The sequence below is a fragment of the Bacillus sp. 1NLA3E genome, assembly GCF_000242895.2.
GTDB lineage: Bacteria > Bacillota > Bacilli > Bacillales > Cytobacillaceae > Bacillus_BU.
Genome location: NC_021171.1, coordinates 4700130 through 4717543 on the forward strand (window position 1 = coordinate 4700130; position 17414 = coordinate 4717543).

Annotated in this window: 20 protein-coding genes; 4 read left to right on the forward strand and 16 right to left on the reverse strand. The window is 41.2% G+C overall.

Going from position 1 to position 17414, the window contains the following annotated elements; all coding sequences use genetic code 11:
- Positions 1–146: 146 nt before the first annotated feature.
- On the reverse strand, positions 147–656 hold the full coding sequence (locus B1NLA3E_RS22520; protein WP_015596121.1) for a YwhD family protein: 510 nt from the start codon (positions 654–656) through the stop codon (positions 147–149).
- Positions 657–905: 249 nt separating this feature from the next.
- Positions 906–1505, reverse strand: a complete 600-nt coding sequence (locus tag B1NLA3E_RS22530) for a site-2 protease family protein (RefSeq protein ID WP_051120240.1) — start codon at positions 1503–1505, stop codon at positions 906–908.
- Between the two features lie 441 nt (positions 1506–1946).
- On the opposite strand from B1NLA3E_RS22530, the gene B1NLA3E_RS22535 reads away from it, so the two are divergent.
- Entirely contained in the window at positions 1947–2132 is a 186-nt protein-coding gene (locus B1NLA3E_RS22535; RefSeq protein WP_015596123.1) for a 2-hydroxymuconate tautomerase, read from the forward strand.
- 35 nt (positions 2133–2167) lie between these two features.
- On the opposite strand, the gene B1NLA3E_RS22540 is transcribed toward B1NLA3E_RS22535, so the two are convergent.
- The 3 genes from B1NLA3E_RS22540 to B1NLA3E_RS22555 form a co-directional block, all read right to left on the reverse strand.
- Entirely contained in the window at positions 2168–2674 is a 507-nt protein-coding gene (locus tag B1NLA3E_RS22540) for a YwgA family protein (protein WP_015596124.1), read from the reverse strand.
- Positions 2675–2715: 41 nt separating this feature from the next.
- Complete coding sequence (locus tag B1NLA3E_RS22545; protein WP_015596125.1) at positions 2716–4017, reverse strand: HD domain-containing protein; 1302 nt, start codon at positions 4015–4017, stop codon at positions 2716–2718.
- A gap of 326 nt (positions 4018–4343) precedes the next feature.
- Positions 4344–4568: a DUF1450 domain-containing protein gene (locus B1NLA3E_RS22555; protein ID WP_015596126.1), complete on the reverse strand. Its 225-nt coding sequence runs from the start codon at positions 4566–4568 to the stop codon at positions 4344–4346.
- A gap of 254 nt (positions 4569–4822) precedes the next feature.
- On the opposite strand from B1NLA3E_RS22555, the gene B1NLA3E_RS22560 reads away from it, so the two are divergent.
- Positions 4823–5590, forward strand: coding sequence for an RsfA family transcriptional regulator (locus tag B1NLA3E_RS22560; RefSeq protein ID WP_015596127.1), 768 nt, complete (start codon positions 4823–4825; stop codon positions 5588–5590).
- Positions 5591–5673: 83 nt separating this feature from the next.
- On the opposite strand, the gene B1NLA3E_RS22565 is transcribed toward B1NLA3E_RS22560, so the two are convergent.
- A complete protein-coding gene (locus B1NLA3E_RS22565) occupies positions 5674–6519 on the reverse strand; it encodes a lipoate--protein ligase family protein (protein WP_015596128.1) in 846 nt (281 codons plus the stop codon).
- Positions 6520–6779: 260 nt separating this feature from the next.
- On the reverse strand, positions 6780–7757 hold the full coding sequence (gene pta / locus B1NLA3E_RS22570) for a phosphate acetyltransferase (RefSeq protein WP_015596129.1): 978 nt from the start codon (positions 7755–7757) through the stop codon (positions 6780–6782).
- Between the two features lie 297 nt (positions 7758–8054).
- Here pta and hemQ point away from each other — a divergent pair, with 297 nt between their 5' ends.
- The gene (hemQ, locus tag B1NLA3E_RS22575) at positions 8055–8801 is read left to right on the forward strand and encodes a hydrogen peroxide-dependent heme synthase (RefSeq protein ID WP_015596130.1); all 747 of its coding nucleotides are present in this window, start codon (positions 8055–8057) and stop codon (positions 8799–8801) included.
- A gap of 329 nt (positions 8802–9130) precedes the next feature.
- A complete protein-coding gene (gerQ, locus tag B1NLA3E_RS22580) occupies positions 9131–9514 on the forward strand; it encodes a spore coat protein GerQ (protein ID WP_015596131.1) in 384 nt (127 codons plus the stop codon).
- A 231-nt stretch (positions 9515–9745) separates the two neighbouring features.
- Here gerQ and B1NLA3E_RS22585 read toward each other — a convergent pair whose 3' ends face one another.
- The 9 genes from B1NLA3E_RS22585 to B1NLA3E_RS22625 all read right to left on the reverse strand — a co-directional run bounded on the left by B1NLA3E_RS22585 (position 9746) and on the right by B1NLA3E_RS22625 (position 17362).
- Positions 9746–10117, reverse strand: a complete 372-nt coding sequence (locus B1NLA3E_RS22585; RefSeq protein ID WP_015596132.1) for a DUF423 domain-containing protein — start codon at positions 10115–10117, stop codon at positions 9746–9748.
- Between the two features lie 114 nt (positions 10118–10231).
- Positions 10232–10492, reverse strand: coding sequence for a YwdI family protein (locus B1NLA3E_RS22590; protein WP_015596133.1), 261 nt, complete (start codon positions 10490–10492; stop codon positions 10232–10234).
- A 455-nt stretch (positions 10493–10947) separates the two neighbouring features.
- Entirely contained in the window at positions 10948–11967 is a 1020-nt protein-coding gene (locus B1NLA3E_RS22595) for a thiazole biosynthesis adenylyltransferase ThiF (RefSeq protein WP_015596134.1), read from the reverse strand.
- Between the two features lie 6 nt (positions 11968–11973).
- The gene (gene moaD, locus B1NLA3E_RS22600; RefSeq protein ID WP_015596135.1) at positions 11974–12207 is read right to left on the reverse strand and encodes a molybdopterin converting factor subunit 1; all 234 of its coding nucleotides are present in this window, start codon (positions 12205–12207) and stop codon (positions 11974–11976) included.
- Entirely contained in the window at positions 12200–12664 is a 465-nt protein-coding gene (locus B1NLA3E_RS22605) for a molybdenum cofactor biosynthesis protein MoaE (RefSeq protein ID WP_015596136.1), read from the reverse strand. The genes moaD and B1NLA3E_RS22605 overlap by 8 nt, the downstream gene beginning before the upstream one ends.
- 32 nt (positions 12665–12696) lie before the next feature.
- On the reverse strand, positions 12697–14616 hold the full coding sequence (locus B1NLA3E_RS22610; RefSeq protein ID WP_015596137.1) for a molybdopterin biosynthesis protein: 1920 nt from the start codon (positions 14614–14616) through the stop codon (positions 12697–12699).
- Between the two features lie 12 nt (positions 14617–14628).
- On the reverse strand, positions 14629–15861 hold the full coding sequence (locus B1NLA3E_RS22615) for a molybdopterin molybdotransferase MoeA (protein ID WP_015596138.1): 1233 nt from the start codon (positions 15859–15861) through the stop codon (positions 14629–14631).
- A gap of 37 nt (positions 15862–15898) precedes the next feature.
- Entirely contained in the window at positions 15899–16498 is a 600-nt protein-coding gene (mobA, locus tag B1NLA3E_RS22620) for a molybdenum cofactor guanylyltransferase (RefSeq protein WP_041580804.1), read from the reverse strand.
- Between the two features lie 51 nt (positions 16499–16549).
- Positions 16550–17362 (reverse strand): formate dehydrogenase accessory protein FdhE, encoded by an 813-nt coding sequence (locus tag B1NLA3E_RS22625; RefSeq protein WP_015596140.1) that lies wholly within the window; start codon positions 17360–17362, stop codon positions 16550–16552.
- Between the last annotated feature and the right edge of the window lie 52 nt (positions 17363–17414).

The window sequence follows — 17414 nt, forward strand, 5'->3', positions numbered from 1 at the left end:
TAATTTTTTTAAAAAAACCGACAAAAAACCCCAGACAATCCTGTCCGGGGTTTTTTGTGTCCTAGCTTTATTACTCTCGTAACGTTTCGTCACTATTTTACAATTTTTATCCAAAACAGGCAAGTTTTTTATCCCTAAAATTTAACTTACATGTTAAGTTCTTCTTTTAATTGTTGCGAGGACCGATTCCACATTCCTTTGTCATGGTTTTGCAGAAATGTTGCCAGGATTTGTTTTGATTTTTCATCAATATGTTTAACCATGATATGGCGTTTTAATGATTTATCCATCCGATTGACATGCTCAGGGAAATGCTTATAACCACGGCGAATTTCGCGATCAACCGTCATTTCACAGGCAGTCACACCCGCGTAAAAAGGTCCTGCTTCATTACGGTCAATCGTAACCCAAACGAGCCAATAAGGCTTACCGTTTGGTACTTCGTCGCGATTCGGCAAAAATTTAATTCCTTTTTCGACTACACTTCTGGCATGTAACGCGCCGATATCGACCACAGCCTCTCCTGCTTCAACATCGATGATCACGGGTGAGATATTATCTAAGCTCAGCGTCCCGGCACCAAACCCACCATGACCCTCAGTCGGGTCATTTTTAATAATATTAAAGCCAATCGGTTTCTTTTTCTTTTCTTCCATTGATAACCCTCCTGTTTTAATTGTTTAGCGCAAGTAGCCTAAGGCGCTTCCGCTTTTATTGTTATCCTGTGTTGAACTGGTCTGTTGATTTCCTCTCCAGGCACTTCGCTTTCCGCGGGGCGGGCGGTGAGCCTCCTCGGCGCTAAGCGCCTGCGGGGTCTCACCTGTCCCGCTGCCCCCGCAGGAGTCTTCGTGCCTTCCGATCCAATCAACATGTGAGCAAAATCAGCAATGAACTTTAGCCTATTTTCATAAAAATATTTGTGTAAAGAAGTCATTTATTCCATTAGAAAGAACCGGTATGATTGTGTTAAAAATCGGTTGAATGGTAAATCGATCCAATGGGGTGATGACGAGTATTAAAAAAATCAACGAGCCATACGATTCATATTGCGTCATCTTGGGCCTAATGTGGTTTGGAACTAAATCTTCAACGATACGATATCCATCCAAAGGTGGAAACGGCAATAGATTAAACACAAATAATACCAGGTTTAATTGGATAAAAATATTTAAAAAATCAATAAAATTAGTCGATACCCCTTCGGCAACCCCGCTTGCAACCATTCCATACCAAACCGCATAGGCAATCAATGTCATCGCTAAATTACTTAGCGGACCAGCTATTGAAACAAGTACCCCCGCAAGGCGCGGCTTTTTAAAGAAAAATCGATTAACCGGGACAGGGCGGGCCCAACCAAAACCGGCAATAAAAATTAGTAGCGTTCCTAATGGGTCTAAATGTTTGAGTGGATTGAGCGTTAATCTGCCTTGTTTTTTTGCCGTCGAATCACCAAACTTATAGGCAACAATGGCGTGTGAAAACTCATGAACAGTAAAGGCTACCATTAAAGTGATCGCTACATAGGGTAAATCATGTAATGAATATCTTAAGAACTGCTGTAACTGGTCCACTCCCAAAACTCCCTTGTTATAGCTTAATTAAAATCATCCTATTTCTATTATATTCCATTTTCGGAACAGCAAGACATAATAAAAGTATACATGAAAGAGTGAAGAATGTGAAAAATCATGAATAGTCTATTGCGCAAATACAGAAAATATGAAAAACTACATACGATTAACTCGAAAAGCGGAAGCGCCCGGTTAGCGCACGACAGGACTGGAGCACACCGACTGAGATAAAGGAAACACGGAGAGCGATAGCGATTCGATGTTGACGCAATCGTTGCGGAGGTGGGTGAAGTCCACTAGACGCTGGGCGCTGGAGCTAGACAATTTTCGATGTTAAAGCTATACTTACTTATTTTTATAAAAGGAGGGATACATATGCCATACGTTACAGTTAAAATGCTGGAAGGCCGCACTGAAGAGCAAAAAAAGGCCTTGGTTGAAAAGGTAACAGAAGCTGTAAGTGAAACTGCTGGGGCACCGAAAGAAAATATCGTTGTTTTTATCGAAGAAATGACAAAAAACCACTATGCGGTAGCTGGAAAACGATTAAGTGATCAATAAATTATCGAAAATTTCGTTACAAAAAAGGCTAAGCGTTAGTGCTTAGCTTTTTCTTTTAAAACCTCAATATAGCTATACGCTTCGTCAACTTCTTCAGTCGTGTAGCGTTGTTTGCTTTTTAATGTAAACACCTTGTCCTGGACTTCCTCTTTTGGAAGATTATCAAAATAAAGAATCGTGGAGACGAGCTCCAGAAATCTAGCATTTTGGCCGTTCATATCCGCTAGACATTCAGGAAGGGTGGGCATGTCCACTTCATTTAAACTTAAAAACTCTTTTCCAGATTCGGTTAAGGCATAACGATATTGGTGGTAGCCACCTTTGTTTTCCTTTATTTCATTTAAAAAGCCTATATTACAAAGCTCCTCGACCCGTAATGTTAGCTCTTCTGAATACGGTCCATAAAAGTGAAACTGAAAACGTTCCTGGAAGGGAAAGGAGATTTTCTTGGCAATATAAATCATTTTTTGTAATTTTTTACGGCCGGTAATTTCACCGGAAACAGAAATAGCATGGACTATTTTAGCGTGGTCTCTTAACAAAGCATGTCAGCTCCTACTTTTCTTAATGATGGAGGTATTAATTATTCCTGTTCTAACAGGGCCAGAATTTGTTTCTTAACCGTTTTCTTCGTCGTTTGATCAGCGATTAAATCGGCAGGGTAATAGAGCTTATGATCTGTTCTTCTTTTCCCTGAAATGGCGTCAACAATCGATGACTCTCTTGAAAGCTCGCGCAGTTCTCCGTTTTTCATCAGCAAATGGATTGGCAGCCGTTCTTCTTCCTCACCAGGGCGATAAAAATCGTATGGTAGGTCAGAGGATGAGTCGACAACTAAATAATATTCCGGATCAAGTCCAGCCTTTTTAAATAAAATCGATAACTCTGCCAGCTTCTTATATCCTTTCGCCGGGTCAAACTCAACATATTTAAACAAATTCCGATCCATGAATCGCTTCGATAAATCTCGCAAAATTGGGTCTTCTTCCTCTTCCCACAGTTGAAAATAAAAAAGAATGACCGCCTCGTCCAATTTTAAATAGTCTGCTAGCGAGACTTTATTTTCAAAAAATGTCTTGAAGTGAATGGGCTCGTAATGGAAGGTATAGCCCGTCTCATAAAGGTATTTGGCTCGATGTAATATTTTCGTTAAAATGACCTCAGCGCTACGTGTCACCGGATGGAAATAAACCTGCCAATACATTTGATAACGGCTCATAATATAGTCCTCAACCGCATGCATACCGCTATGTTTGATGACGACCTGGTCCTCACGTGGGCGCATGACCCGCAATATCCGCTCCATATCAAAATGGCCATAGCTAACCCCTGTAAAATAAGCATCCCGTTGTAAATAGTCCATTCGGTCAGCGTCAATTTGACTGGAAATTAAGCTGACAACCAGCTTATTGCGGTAGGTTTTGGCAATCACTTCCGCAACATCTGCTGGAAAATCAGGTCCGACCTTCGTTAAGATTTGATTTACTTCCGTTTCACCTAAAATAATCTTTCTGGTAAACTCCTCATGATCAAAGTCAAACACCTTTTCAAAAGAATGCGAGAATGGACCGTGACCTAAGTCATGAAGCAATGCTGCGCAAAGCGACAGTAGTCGCTCGTTTTCGTCCCACTCCGGTCGACCTTCGAACACATTATCAATAATGCGCCGAATGATTTCGTATACTCCAAGGGAGTGGTTAAATCGGCTATGCTCAGCACCATGGAACGTCAAGTAGGTCGTCCCCAGCTGTTTAATTCTGCGTAATCGTTGAAACTCTTTTGTGCCGATCAGGTCCCAAATCACTTTGTCCCTAACGTGAACATAGCGGTGAACCGGGTCTTTAAATACTTTCTCCTCAGCTAACTGCTCCGCCGCATATCCCATTATTGACCTCTTTTCCGTTTATTCATGTTTCTATTATATCCTGTTCTTTTTGGCAATTCACGAGAGATTCCGTGAATTTTTCGGGGATTCTTAAAAAATAGGCTCTGTTAATCTTGCCTGTTGATTTCCGTTTCAGGCACTCGCTTTCCGCGGGGCGGGCGGTGAGCCTCCTCGGCGCTTAAGCGCCTGTGGGGTCTCACCTGTCCAGCTGCTCCCGCAGGAGTCTCGCGACTTCCACTCCAATCAACATTGTGCAAAAAATCAACATTGAGCTTTAACACAGCCAAAAAAATAAAAATCACCTAGGATTGGAGTCGAAGGTGATTTTATTTTTTAATTTTTTTGGCGACCTTCTCGATTAATTCATCTTCGGTCAATGCCGCTAAAGGTCGATTATTCACAAAGGCGAATGATTTTTTTCGACCGGGGCCACAATAGGACTGACAGCCGATTTCTATTTTTGCCTCAGGGTCTAGTTGCTTTAAACGAGGAATTAATGTTTTTAAATTTACTGCCTGACAATCGTCGCAAACACGAAATTCGTTTGCCATATTATGACAACCCTTTCTCCGTTCTATATTTAAATGGATTTATTTTTTCAATAAGGAAAATATCGACGCTCTTAATACTAAAAGGTATTTTACAGTTTCTGATTAGTTAATGCAAGTTGCAATCATGAATGTTGGGCGGAATCCTACTGAATAGTAAAATATGCAAAAATCTACTATCCTTGTATTCCATTTGTATAAAGCTTGAAAAATAAGGGAATGATGAGACTAGAATTTTAATTTTAGGAGTTGAGTAAATGAAAATACGTCAAGATGCATGGACCGATGAAAATGATTTGCTATTGGCCGAAACAGTGCTAAGACACGTAAGAGAAGGAAGCACGCAGTTAAATGCCTTTGAAGAGGTTGGAGATAAATTAAATAGAACTTCTGCTGCCTGCGGTTTCCGGTGGAATGCCGTTGTCCGCCATCAATATGAGAAAGCGTTAGAATTAGCAAAAAAACAACGCAAGCAAAGACAAAGAATTCTCGGCAAAGACCAAAGTGGCAAGAAAAAACTTCTGTATTCACCTCCGTTTGGAAAGATTGGGGAGTTAGAACCAATCATGAATACAAGCCCAATGGAAGATGAATTTGCTACTGAGTTTAGTATGGTTGTTCCACCAGCGGCTTTGGTTGCTCCTGAACCTGAACCTGCGCCAGTATCAGTGTTTTCTGCACCCGTTTCTGCACCGATGCAACAAATAAATACTGGTCAAGTTTCGTTAGATTCTGTTATTGCTTATTTGCAAAACTTAAAGCATTCCAATTTTCATGCTGATATTTTAAAAAGTGAGAATGAAAGATTGAAGCGAGAGATTGCCGATTTGAAGAGGCATAACCATGAGCTCCAAGGAAAAATTGACCATCTAGAACAAGATACAGAAACAATTCAGGAAGACTATGAAACCCTAATGAAAATCATGAACAGGGCTCGAAAGCTTGTATTATTCGAAGAGGAAGAACGTCCGCAAACAACATTCAAAATGGACCGAAACGGGAATCTTGAAAAAGTAGCGGAATAATAGAATGAGGAGACAGGGCAACGCATCTTAAATAAAAGCCGATTCCGTGACAAGAATCGGCTTTTTTATTGGGTCTGAACACTTTATAGATTTTCAAAGAGCATTTTTTGATTACGTTCAACGACCCGCTCGTAATACTCGGAAAATAGCGTAATTTCCTCGTCTGTTAATTGCCCAGAATAAATTTGGTTGCTTGTTTCTTTTAAAGTAGTAAGAAACCTCATCATCACATCCGTGATTGACAATTCCTCACCCAGTAATTCCGAAAGGGAAGCCATCACATCAGGGTTTACTTCTGGAAAAAATAGCTTGGTCGGTTCGCCTTTTTTTGCACGGTCGTAAAAACCTTTAATTAGCTCGGCACGATTTGCTCCACTAGCAGTCACGCAGAGATAGATTTGGACCGCCACACCTTTCCGTAAGCGCCGTTGTGAAATACCAGCGAACTTTTTGCCGTTTATACTTAAATCATAGCTTCCAGGGCAGTAGGATTCACTTATTTCCCGCGCCTCGATTTGCTGCTGAAAATCTGCGAACATCCGCTTGATCAACAACCACATTGCGTCATAGCCACGATTGATATTAATTCCTTTTTCAGTTTCCGTGAGAACAAGCGTCAGGTTTAAAACCCCTTCATCTAGGACAACAGCTAATCCACCGGAATTTCTCACGATATATTTATAGCCTTGGTCGTGAAGATAATGTAAACCGGCTTCCAAGTGGGGGAGCTTTGTATCCTGAATGCCGAGGACGACCGTTTTGTGGTGGACCCATGCTCTTGCGGTGGCAGGAGATTTCCCTGACCCGACGGATGCACAAAGAGTGTCATCCATTCCAAATGACTGCAATGCATCGAAATGAGCACCTAGTCCGGTTTGGTCGATAATCCGCCATGTATTTTGGCTCAATAACAGCTGGGCTTCCTGCATGAAATAGGCTCCTTTTTTAAAAATCTTGAAGTTATTATAGCATAATGAGGTGGTGGGAGCGGCTATTTGATGGTGGTGAGCGCTATGTGGAGTTTGTCGGCCGCTTTTCCCGATTTGTCGGCCGCTTTTGCAATTTTATCGGCCAATATCCATGAATTCCCAAATAGAAACAGCGACTTTCTAATAAATATTTATTTTTAACAAAAACAAACAAAGAGCCAGCCCAAATAAATTGAACTGACTCTCACCATTCGAAAAAATTACTGATTCAACGATTGACCTGCAGTAATCAACGCTAATTTATAAACATCTTCTTCATTACAACCGCGTGATAGGTCGTTAACAGGACGATTTAAGCCTTGTAAAATTGGGCCAACTGCTTCAAAATTACCTAATCGTTGGGCAATTTTATAGCCAATATTACCTGCTTCTAAACTTGGGAAAACAAACACATTGGCATCGCCTTGAAGCGGAGAGCCAGGTGCCTTAGACTTCGCAACAGATGGAACAAACGCTGCATCAAATTGGAATTCTCCATCAACGATAAGTTGTGGATCACGTTTTTTAGCCTCTTCAACAGCTGCAGACACCTTTTCCGTTTCGGGAGATTTCGCTGAGCCCTTTGTAGAAAAGCTAAGCATCGCTACTCGTGGTTCAATATTAAACATATTGGCTGTTTTTGCACTTTCAACGGCAATTTCAGCTAAGTCATTGCTATCTGGAGCGATGTTAATGGCACAATCAGCAAATACGTATTTCTCTTCGTCACGAACCATGATAAATACACCGGACGTTTTGCTAACGCCATGTTTTGTTTTAATGATTTGTAGTGCTGGGCGAACCGTGTCAGCAGTTGAATGAATGGCACCGCTTACGAGTCCATCTGCCTTATTTGTATGTACAAGCATAGTTCCGAAGTAATTTTCATCAAGAAGAATTTTGCGAGCATCCTCTTCAGTTGCTTTACCTTTGCGGCGCTCAACAAAAGATTGGACTAGCTCGTCAATCATTGCATAATTCTTTGGATCATATATTTCAGCTGCGTCTAATGAAACATTAAGTTCAGCTGCTTTTGCTTGAATCTGTTCAATATCTCCAATCAGGATCGGTGTTAAAACTTTCTCTTGTGCCAATCTTCCGGCAGCTTTTAAAATTCGCTCATCTAACCCTTCTGGAAAAACAATCTTAACTTCCTTACCAGTCAATTTTTCTTTAATACCTGTAAATAAATCAGCCATCATAATCCTCCTTAAATACTGTCTTCTCTAGAATACTCTACCAAGTTAAAAATTCAAGAAACCATTGAATCGGTAGCGCTTTCACACTAAAAGTTGTTTAATTCATAAATTTTCTAATAATAAGAAAAATGTTATTTAGCAAGACCATTTTTACTATCTGCTATTTTCCCCAAAATATCCATTTAATTTACAAACAATGACTGATTGTAACACGGCTAGAGTTTATTCGTATGTGTCATGATCAAACTGTGATATAGTATTGGTGTAAATTGACAATGGTTTAGGAGTGATTATTATATGAGTGAAGCAGCACAAACTCTTGATGGATGGTACTGTCTACATGACTTCCGTTCAATCGATTGGGTAACTTGGAAAATGTTATCCAGTGACGAGCGTCAAACAGCCATTCACGAGTTTTTAAACTTAGTTGAAAAATGGAATACCACTCAATCTCGTAAAGAAGGTAGCCATGCCCTTTATACGGTTGTTGGACAAAAAGCAGACTTTATGATGATGATTTTACGCCCATCAATGGAAGAGTTAAATGAAATCGAAACTGAATTCAATAAAACAAAATTAGCGGAATACACAGTTCCTGCTCATTCTTATGTTTCAGTTGTCGAACTCAGTAATTATCTTCCTGCCGATGAAGATCCTTATCAAAACCCGGCTGTGTTGGCACGTCTTTATCCGATTTTACCAAAATCAAAATATGTTTGCTTCTATCCAATGGATAAGCGCCGCCAAGGAAATGACAACTGGTACATGCTTCCGATGGAAGAACGCCGCGGTATGATGCGGAGTCATGGCATGATCGGCAGAAAATATGCAGGTAAGGTTAAACAGATTATTACGGGTTCAGTTGGATTTGACGATTACGAATGGGGCGTTACATTATTCGCTGACGATGTGCTTCAATTTAAAAAACTTGTATACGAAATGCGCTTTGATGAAGTAAGTGCTCGCTACGGTGAATTTGGTGCTTTCTTTGTCGGAAATTTACTTTCTGATGATTCTGTAAGTAAATTTTTACACGTAAATTAGTTGAAAAAGCTCTCTGCATACCATGCGGAGAGTTTTTTTATGCCTATGCTCTAGTCTAATTTTTCGTATCGAATTTTGTTCAAACACCGTTTAATCATATTTTTCCATTTCCCTCATATCTTTAAATTAGTGGGTTTGATTCATTAAAATGGTTTTGGGAGGGAAGCTTTTTGAGTTATTCAAATTCAAATCCTTATTTGGATTACCGAGTATATCCGCAAGGCTACCAGACATATGGAGGATCAGGAGGAGGTCAAGTTCCTAGCTTCAGTGGTCAACCACCAAGCTTTGGTGCACAGGGAGCTTTCCCACCAGCAGCTAGTGGAGGAATGCCTCCAGGGGGCTTTCAGCCATCACCAGGTGGACTGCAACCTGGGCAAGGGTTTCCACCCGGGCAACAAAGTCCCGCCGCAAAAGTCCCCGGCATGCTCCCCATTGAGGAGTCATACATTGAAAATATTTTAAGGCTAAACAAAGGGAAACTTGTTACCGTATATTCGACATTCGAAAATAATAAAGAATGGAATGCCAAAATATTTAGAGGTTTAATTGAAGCCGCTGGAAGGGACCATTTAATTCTCTCTGATCCACAGACAGGAATGCGTTATTTAATTCCAATGGTTTATGTGGATTACGTTACCTTCGATGAGGAAATTGAATATGAATACCCGTTTGGAGCAGGACCATCCCTATCATCACAGCCACCCCGATAATTAAGAAAAGCGCAAGGCGCCCGGTTAGCGACTTATGGACTGGAGCACATCGACTGAGATAAAGGAAACACGAAGAGCGAGAGCGATTCGATGTTGACGCAATCGTTGCGGAGATGGGTGAAGTCCACTAGTCGCTGGGCGCCTGGAGCTAGACACTCATCTAATTTCAAAGTTTTATTATTTGGCAAAAAAGGACTCCATTGGTATCAAACCAGCGGAGTCCTTTTTTCATTACAAATGCTTAACTGCAGCCACAATTATTAAGATCCATGCTGCTAAGAAGGCGACTCCCCCGAAAGGAGTGATGGCGCCTAAAATTTTAATTTGCGTCAAACTTAACACGTACAAGCTTCCCGAGAATAGTACAATTCCCGCTAGCATTAGCCAACCGGATTTTGTAATTAGCGAATTTGCTGGAAGTTTTCCAGCTAAGACTCCAATCACCAATAAACCAAGCGCATGATACATTTGATATTGAACGCCTGTTTTCCAAATATCTAAATAGTACGGATCAAGTCTTGCTTTTAATCCATGTGCGCCAAACGCCCCTAATCCTACCGCCAAAAAAGCATTGATTGCCCCGATAATAATAAATAATTTCACCGTTTTTCTCCCATCCTCCTGAACAGCTAATTCACCTAGATTTAGACACCTATTAAATTCATTCAGGAATTTTTATATTTTTTTATCAAAGCCGGAATTTCCGGTCTCTTTCCCCTAAAAATCAAACAATGATTCCCCGTTTGCTTCATCATCCACTTGCAGTCTTTGTGGTTGGCTCACCGTTAATGGCTGCGCCATTATAGGTATACCCATTTCTTGTTGAGGCTGTTTTGTTTGCGGCTCGTCTAAAACAAGCTCACATAATGTCTTGACGGCTTGAATTTTTTCCCTGATTTTTGGCTCAGATGAGGAGGCTTTTGCCTGCCTAATCTCTTCCTCCATTTTTATCAGGAGTCTCTGCAATGAAATACTCATCCATTCCACCTCTTTTTCTACACGGATAAATTAAATCGTTTCACGTGAAACACGTCGAAATTAATCGTTTAAAAATCGCTGTTTCCATTTTAACGTATTTACAATTTTTTACCCAATATCTAGCTTAAGAGGGAGGGCACTTTGTCAAAAAGAAGCCAGTGAAACATAACAAAAGGCTCTTTTCTAAAAGATTATTGTTTTTTTAAAAGGTTTTATGGAAAGGAAACCTCTTTAAAGAAAGTTGATTGGAGCGGAAGGTGCGAGACTCCTACGGGAGCAGCGGGACAGGTGAGACCCCACAGGCGCTAAGCGCCGAGTAGGCTCACCGCCCGCCCCGCGGAAAGCGAGCATCCTGGAGCGGAAATCAACCACTTTCTTTTTTAATAAAAAGCAACAAAGATTACGAAAACAGCCTAACAAAAAAACTCGCATCATCATCGATACGAGTTTTTTCATTATCCCAACAAACGTTGATATAGTGATTTGGCTTGTTTTAAATCCTTTGTGCCGTGAATCAAAGCTCGGCCGTCTCGAAAAATCACCATTCGCTGCCCTTCGAAATCGACCGATAGCAAATAAGGATTGGCCTTAACGTGATAACCCAAACCCAGCAACTGCTCTGATAAAATAGTTAAATCAATCGATTCTTGTTTAGGCGGGCGAATCTGCACCGTATCTCTGCCGCACAGAACCGTTGATTTTGTCATGTTCTCGCTATCAAGATACGGATAGGATGGATGATCTCCGCATGATAAACAGCTTGGATCCTTCGCCTTAGTCATCTTCATCGTCGTATATTGATTCCGCCATAAATCGAAGCTAACAAAACCTGGCTGCAACGCATCCCAATCCTCGACGAGAATCTTTAAAGCTTCAGCACCTTGATGAGCAATCACCATTCCCACCGCAGGTGCTATAATGCCACCAGTATCACAGGTCATTCCTTGGATCGGAATTGTTTTTAACAAACAGTTTAAACAAGGTGTAACACCAGGGATAATCGAAAAACTCATCCCAAAGCTCCCAACACAAGCCCCATAAATCCACGGAATATTGAATTTTTGCGAGATGTCATTAATGGCCATTCGTGTTTCAAAATTATCAGTCGCATCAAGGATAAGATCAACCCCAACAGCAAGCTCCTCCAATAACTCTGGAGTCGCATCAGCAATCAGTGCCCGAATCTGAACGTCCGAATTGATTGCTCCTAACCGTTTTTCTGCTGCTGCGGCTTTTGGTAGTTTTTCACGAACGTCTTCTTCCGTATACAACTGCTGACGCTGGAGGTTGCTCTCTTCGACATAGTCGCGGTCAACAATGGTCAGCTTGCCAATTCCAGCTCTTGTCATCATCTCGGCACTTCCGGAACCAAGCGCCCCTGCTCCGATAATCAACACATGTTTATGTTTGATTTTTTCCTGACCACCTGAACCAATGGCTGAAAATAACGTTTGGCGTGAATAACGTTCAGACATATTAAATCAACCTCCGCTAACTGGAGGAATAAAAGCAATCACATCGCCATCATTCATTACTTCGTCATTTGTAGCAAATTCTTCGTTAATCGCCGTCATTACCGTATCCAACTTCAAGACGGGGTACTTTTCAACCAACATATTTTTTACCTCTGCTACGGTTTTTCCTGATAACGGGAGCATTAAAAACTCCGCACCAACCGCATCGCGTAAATGAGCAAAAAACATAACTTTATTCATGTAAATCCCCCTCTTGCGGTTGTCCCATCGGATAAGCTACAGTCTCGAGTTGGTTACCGATCCACTTTTCGCCGTCTTCCCAGTGTTCCTTTTTCCAAATTGGGACGATTTCTTTTATCCGCTCAATCGCATAACGGTTGGCTTCATAGGAATCCGCACGGTGTGGTGTCGAGACAGCAATCACAACTGCAACATCAGTAATTTCTAATCTGCCGACACGATGAGTAATCGCCACTTGAGCTCCATTCCAGCGTTCGCTTATTTCAGCACCGATTTGCTCTAGCTTTTTCACCGCCATTGATTCGTAGGCTTCGTAAATAAGATAAAGTGTCTTTTTATCTTTGGTTAACTCCCGAACGGTGCCGATAAAAGTCGTAATCGCACCGGCGTCACGCTGGACTACTTTATCAATGATCGATTGGATATCAATCTTCTCTTTTGAAATTTCAAAGTTCACGGATGCTCACCTCATCAATTATTCTTTCAAGGTTAAAAAAAGATTGGATCTGGTTGCTCCACAACCGCATAACCGCCAATTTTCTCTACCTCTTCTTTAAAGTTACTTGATTGAATGACTGAAATTAGCCATTTTCCCTGTTCACTTTCAAAAAAAGCTCTCGTCATCAATAAATCGTACGACTCATCCGCCACAGGGATGAAGTCCAACCCCATCACTTTGGCAGCAGGGAAAATCCCAAGACCTGCCGATTGCTCACTACCCTTTACCTCAGCGGCAACAGCCAAATGAGAAAACATTTCACGATTATAGCCAATAATATCATCTGGAGAAACCCCTGCTTCGTCTAATTGGAGGTCAAACAAAATTCTTGTTCCTGCTCCTTTTTGACGATTGATATAATGAACTTGTTTATCAGCTAGATCTTGCACATTAGAGATTCCATCAGGATTTCCCTTTGGCAGCATCCAGCCTTGTGTTCTTTTTAAAAATGGATAGAGAACCACTCCTTGGCCAGCTAATAACTTGTTTATATAAGAAATATTATATTCTTTTGTTTCTGGGTCAAGCAAATGAATGCCCGCTACATGAGCTTCCCCTTTTTTTATGGCCATCAGGCCTGCCATGCTTCCTACATGGGAAGAAACAATTTTCATGTCCGTACGCTGTTTTTTAAGGTTTGATGACAGCAAATCGATGGTCAAATCATGGCTTCCGGAAAATACGATTGCATTTTTAATCTCCTCTAGAGGAAGGAACAATTCAACTTCAACCATGTCCCCCTGTTCGTATCCAAGCTGATCAGGAGGTACCACCAAAATTGCGTCCGCCTTAACATAAGACATCGTTACCCCCGCATTTCTCGTCAGCGGATTGGCAACAAATTGTCCATTCACATAGCCGATATTCATTCTTACAAAATCCTCTGCCCCCATTGTGGACACAATGCGGCGGCCTAGTTTAACTTCAATTGTTTGTCGTTTTGGTTCTGGTATTTGCAGATATTTACAGATCAGCGGTTTAACGAACCACTCAAGGGCAAAATAGGCGGATACAGGATATCCGGGAACTCCAACAACAATCTTGTTCTTTATTTTCCCTAAAATGACAGGTTTCCCTGGTCTTGTGGCTACACCATGGGTGAAAACGGTCCCGAGTTCTTCGAGAATATGTACAGTATAATCCTTTGAACCTGCTGATGAACCGGCATTAATCACAACAATATCCGAAGTTTCCACCGCATTTAACAAGGCTTCCTTAATTTTCTCTGGTTGGTCTCGGACAATCTCATGGAGAATCGGCTTACCACCCCAATCTTGGATAAACCCAGAAAAGACCGTCCCGTTAAATTCTATAATTCTACCTGATGCTAAAGTAGACTCCGCTGAAACGAGTTCATTTCCAGTTGGAATAATGGTGACGACTGGTTTTTTCGTTACCGAAACTTCCGTGATTTGCCCAGCTAATAACACCCCTAAATCGGCAGGACGTAACATATGGCCTTGTGGAAACAGCATTTCTTCTTGAGTTATATCCTCGCCAATCGGCCGAATATGTTGCCACGGCGTTGCAGGTTCAATAATCTCAATTGTATTTTCGTCAACCACATGAACATATTCAATCATTATAACTGCATTAAATTGCGGAGGAATTGCGTTCCCAGTGTCGACATAAACGAATTGCTCGTCTTTTTGGAGGTGAAGCGGATTTTTCTCGTGAGCTTCGTATGTATCTTCAGCATTTACAGCAATACCATCCATGGCTGAGGCATGGTAATAGGGCATTGAAACTTTAGCAAAAACCGGTTCAGCTGTAACCCTTCCTAGGGAGCCGGTGGTCTTGATCCATTCTGTCTCGATAGGCAACTCGAATGCTGTTAGTAGCTCTTCCTTTGCTTGTAATCGAGGTTTATCTTCTAAATAGATTTTTCGGTTATATCTTTTTCCTTCCACTTTCGGCTCCCCCTATCTTGATGGTAATACAGGAACATATTCTCCTTGAGAAATTCCTTCTTTTTCAGAAACAATCTCGACAATTCCGTCACTTTTGACAAGTGTTGTGATCAAACCCGACTTTCCGATAATCGGTTCGGCCCACCATTCATTATCTTTTTCAAAGAGTCTAACGCGAATATAATCAGAACGGCCTGGAGCTGAGGCTATATTTTTGGTTATTTTTGCATAAATTCGATTTGGCTTTTGGTCGATTTCTTCCCCTGAAAGCTTTTGGAAAATCCGCCCACCAAATAATTGGAAGATAATCATAGCTGAAGCAGGATGACCTGGCAACCCAATGACTGGCTTGCCACCAGCTACGGACAAAATCGTCGGTTTTCCTGGTTTAATCGAAATCCCATGAACAAACACCCCTGGGTCGCCCAGTGATTGGATGACATCAGTTGTGTAATCCTTAACGCCAACTGAACTTCCTCCGGATAAAATTAAGCAGTCAACAGAATCGAACAATTCCCTTGCTTTATTTGCGAATGCTTGATAGTCATCCTTAACGATTCCACCGTAAATCACGTCCATGTTCCACGTTTTAGAGAGTCCGGCAACGGTTAAATAATTGATATCGCGAATTTGACCTATTTCAAGTTTTTGTGTTTGATAAGGGACGATTTCATCGCCTGAGGAAAGGTAGCCCACTTTAAGACGGCTGTAAACTTTCACCTCGGTGACTCCAAGCGCAGCGAGTGCTCCCAGTTCTTGCGGTCGGAGCTTAGTCCCAGCATGAAGTAGTTGTTCACCGTACTTTATGTCCTCACCGGCGCGAATAATATTTTCCCCTGGGGCAATCTGTTTGTAGGTATTCAGGAGTCCATCTACATCCTCGCAATGCTCGATCATGATCACACCATCACTACCAGGTGGAATCATTCCACCCGTTGGAACATAGATTGCTTCACCCCGTCCAACCGGTTTGGCTGCCAGTTCACCCATTTTCACTTCTCCCACCATGTTTAAAAAACCTGGCATGGTTTCAGATGATCCGTAGGTGTCTTTTGCATTAACGGCATAACCGTCAACAGTTGAGCGGTCAAAGCTAGGTACATTTTCATTTGCCAGCACATGTTCTGCTAGCACATAATGAAGTGCTTCTTCAATGGGACGGATTTCAGACTGGGTAACTTTTGAAATCCTCTCATCAATTAAAGCAAATGTTTCCTCGACTGTTTTCACTTTGAAAAATTCCATTGTACCTCTACACCCTTTCTCTGACGATGAAAAGAGGCTATTCTTCCGTTTCGGCCCACTTTTTTGCATGTTCATATTCTTCAGGAGAATTCATATTAAAAAAAATCCGATTCAAACTGCCTGAACTGTAGTCATGAAGTTCTTCTTCTGTAAGATAACAGACGTTAAATGAATCAAGGACATGTTTAATTGATAAATTATTCCCTTCAATACATTTCTCTATTTCTTCTAAAATTCCTTTTTGATAGACTGCAAAAAGCATTTGTTGTCTCCCATTAATGACTGGGATTACTGCATCATAGTCTGATGCTTGATTAAGTAGAATGCTTCCCAATTTAGCCGAAACAAACGGCATATCGCATGCCACCACTAAATTAGCCTGACTCGAAGAAGCTTTTAGGCCTGCATGAATTCCAGCAAGCGGACCTTTTCCAGGAAAGTCGTCTGTCACTGTTTTTATATTTAAAAATTGATATTCCTCAGGATCATTCGATACTAAAATAATATCATCAACGAGTTTCTCTAACTCATTTTTGACTCTTTCAATATTCGGTTTTTGATTAATTTTAAGGAAGGCTTTATTCGTCCCCATTCTGCTGGACTTCCCACCTGATAAAATAATGCCTCCGGCTTTCATGAACAGCACCTTCTTTAACTTCATGAGTTTCCTAACTCGGATTAGGAATGGTTAATTCGTTTTCTCATCCACTTCACCTGAAACCTTATAGCCCTTTTCTTGCGCAATATAATCAAGATGGATGGAATTCAGGTCAAGCATTGGTGTGGAGGGCTTGGTAATATGCTGTCTTGTATCGATAACTTTAGTATAACCTTTGCACTTTTCACAAACATGGATTTGTGAGGAAGCGTCTCCTTCAATCGTTAAAAATTGAATGGTTTCATGATCGGTATTTCCACAATGTGAGCAGGAAATCTTCTTATCTAACCAAAAGGCGAGACAACGTGGGCAATGAAGAACCTTTTGACCTTGGCCTTCTATTTGTCCTAGGCGAACTGGTTCTCCGCATACGGGACAGCCACAGCCAGGAACGGCGTTTTTAATTTGCGGTTGGACTTTTTCAGCTACAGCCTGCAAGTAGGGACGGAGAACTGTTTCGGCTAAAAATTGTGGCAACCATTCTTGCAATTGGTGTTCGGCTGCAAATTCAGTAAAGTACAGGTTGTTAATCGAAAACGCTTCATCAAGCCAGCGCGTAGCAATGTTTTCATCTAACAAGTCTTTTAATATCGTAAATTGGCCTTCTAAACTAGGGTTACTTTTTATTAAAACATTTTTCAATTCGTCTATCCACTGTAACAATAGTGTAATATCAAAATCAAACTCTGTTTTTACTGCAATCGGTACGCCTGTTTTGATGAGTCCTTGATCTATTTTGGGTTGGACAGAATCAGGGCTGATCGAGTTTTTCCATTGTTCTTGAAGGTTGAAAATAGATTTTTGGAGACTTACATATTCTTTTGAAACAACTGATGATTTCATCGATTGCACACCTCTTTCATTTTTAAAGGGAATGGCCGCCTAAATAGACAGC

Coding starts and splice junctions, on each gene's coding strand:
- mobA (WP_041580804.1), bottom strand. CDS start 16,498: ATGAAAGCCGGAGGCATTATTTTATCAGGTGGGAAGTCCAGCAGAATG.
- B1NLA3E_RS22535 (WP_015596123.1), top strand. CDS start 1,947: ATGCCATACGTTACAGTTAAAATGCTGGAAGGCCGCACTGAAGAGCAA.
- hemQ (WP_015596130.1), top strand. CDS start 8,055: ATGAGTGAAGCAGCACAAACTCTTGATGGATGGTACTGTCTACATGAC.
- B1NLA3E_RS22615 (WP_015596138.1), bottom strand. CDS start 15,861: ATGGAATTTTTCAAAGTGAAAACAGTCGAGGAAACATTTGCTTTAATT.
- B1NLA3E_RS22625 (WP_015596140.1), bottom strand. CDS start 17,362: ATGAAATCATCAGTTGTTTCAAAAGAATATGTAAGTCTCCAAAAATCT.
- B1NLA3E_RS22520 (WP_015596121.1), bottom strand. CDS start 656: ATGGAAGAAAAGAAAAAGAAACCGATTGGCTTTAATATTATTAAAAAT.
- B1NLA3E_RS22530 (WP_051120240.1), bottom strand. CDS start 1,505: ATGGTAGCCTTTACTGTTCATGAGTTTTCACACGCCATTGTTGCCTAT.
- B1NLA3E_RS22590 (WP_015596133.1), bottom strand. CDS start 10,492: ATGAGTATTTCATTGCAGAGACTCCTGATAAAAATGGAGGAAGAGATT.
- gerQ (WP_015596131.1), top strand. CDS start 9,131: ATGCCTCCAGGGGGCTTTCAGCCATCACCAGGTGGACTGCAACCTGGG.
- B1NLA3E_RS22545 (WP_015596125.1), bottom strand. CDS start 4,017: ATGGGATATGCGGCGGAGCAGTTAGCTGAGGAGAAAGTATTTAAAGAC.
- B1NLA3E_RS22595 (WP_015596134.1), bottom strand. CDS start 11,967: ATGTCTGAACGTTATTCACGCCAAACGTTATTTTCAGCCATTGGTTCA.
- B1NLA3E_RS22565 (WP_015596128.1), bottom strand. CDS start 6,519: ATGCAGGAAGCCCAGCTGTTATTGAGCCAAAATACATGGCGGATTATC.
- B1NLA3E_RS22555 (WP_015596126.1), bottom strand. CDS start 4,568: ATGGCAAACGAATTTCGTGTTTGCGACGATTGTCAGGCAGTAAATTTA.
- pta (WP_015596129.1), bottom strand. CDS start 7,757: ATGGCTGATTTATTTACAGGTATTAAAGAAAAATTGACTGGTAAGGAA.
- moaD (WP_015596135.1), bottom strand. CDS start 12,207: ATGAATAAAGTTATGTTTTTTGCTCATTTACGCGATGCGGTTGGTGCG.
- B1NLA3E_RS22560 (WP_015596127.1), top strand. CDS start 4,823: ATGAAAATACGTCAAGATGCATGGACCGATGAAAATGATTTGCTATTG.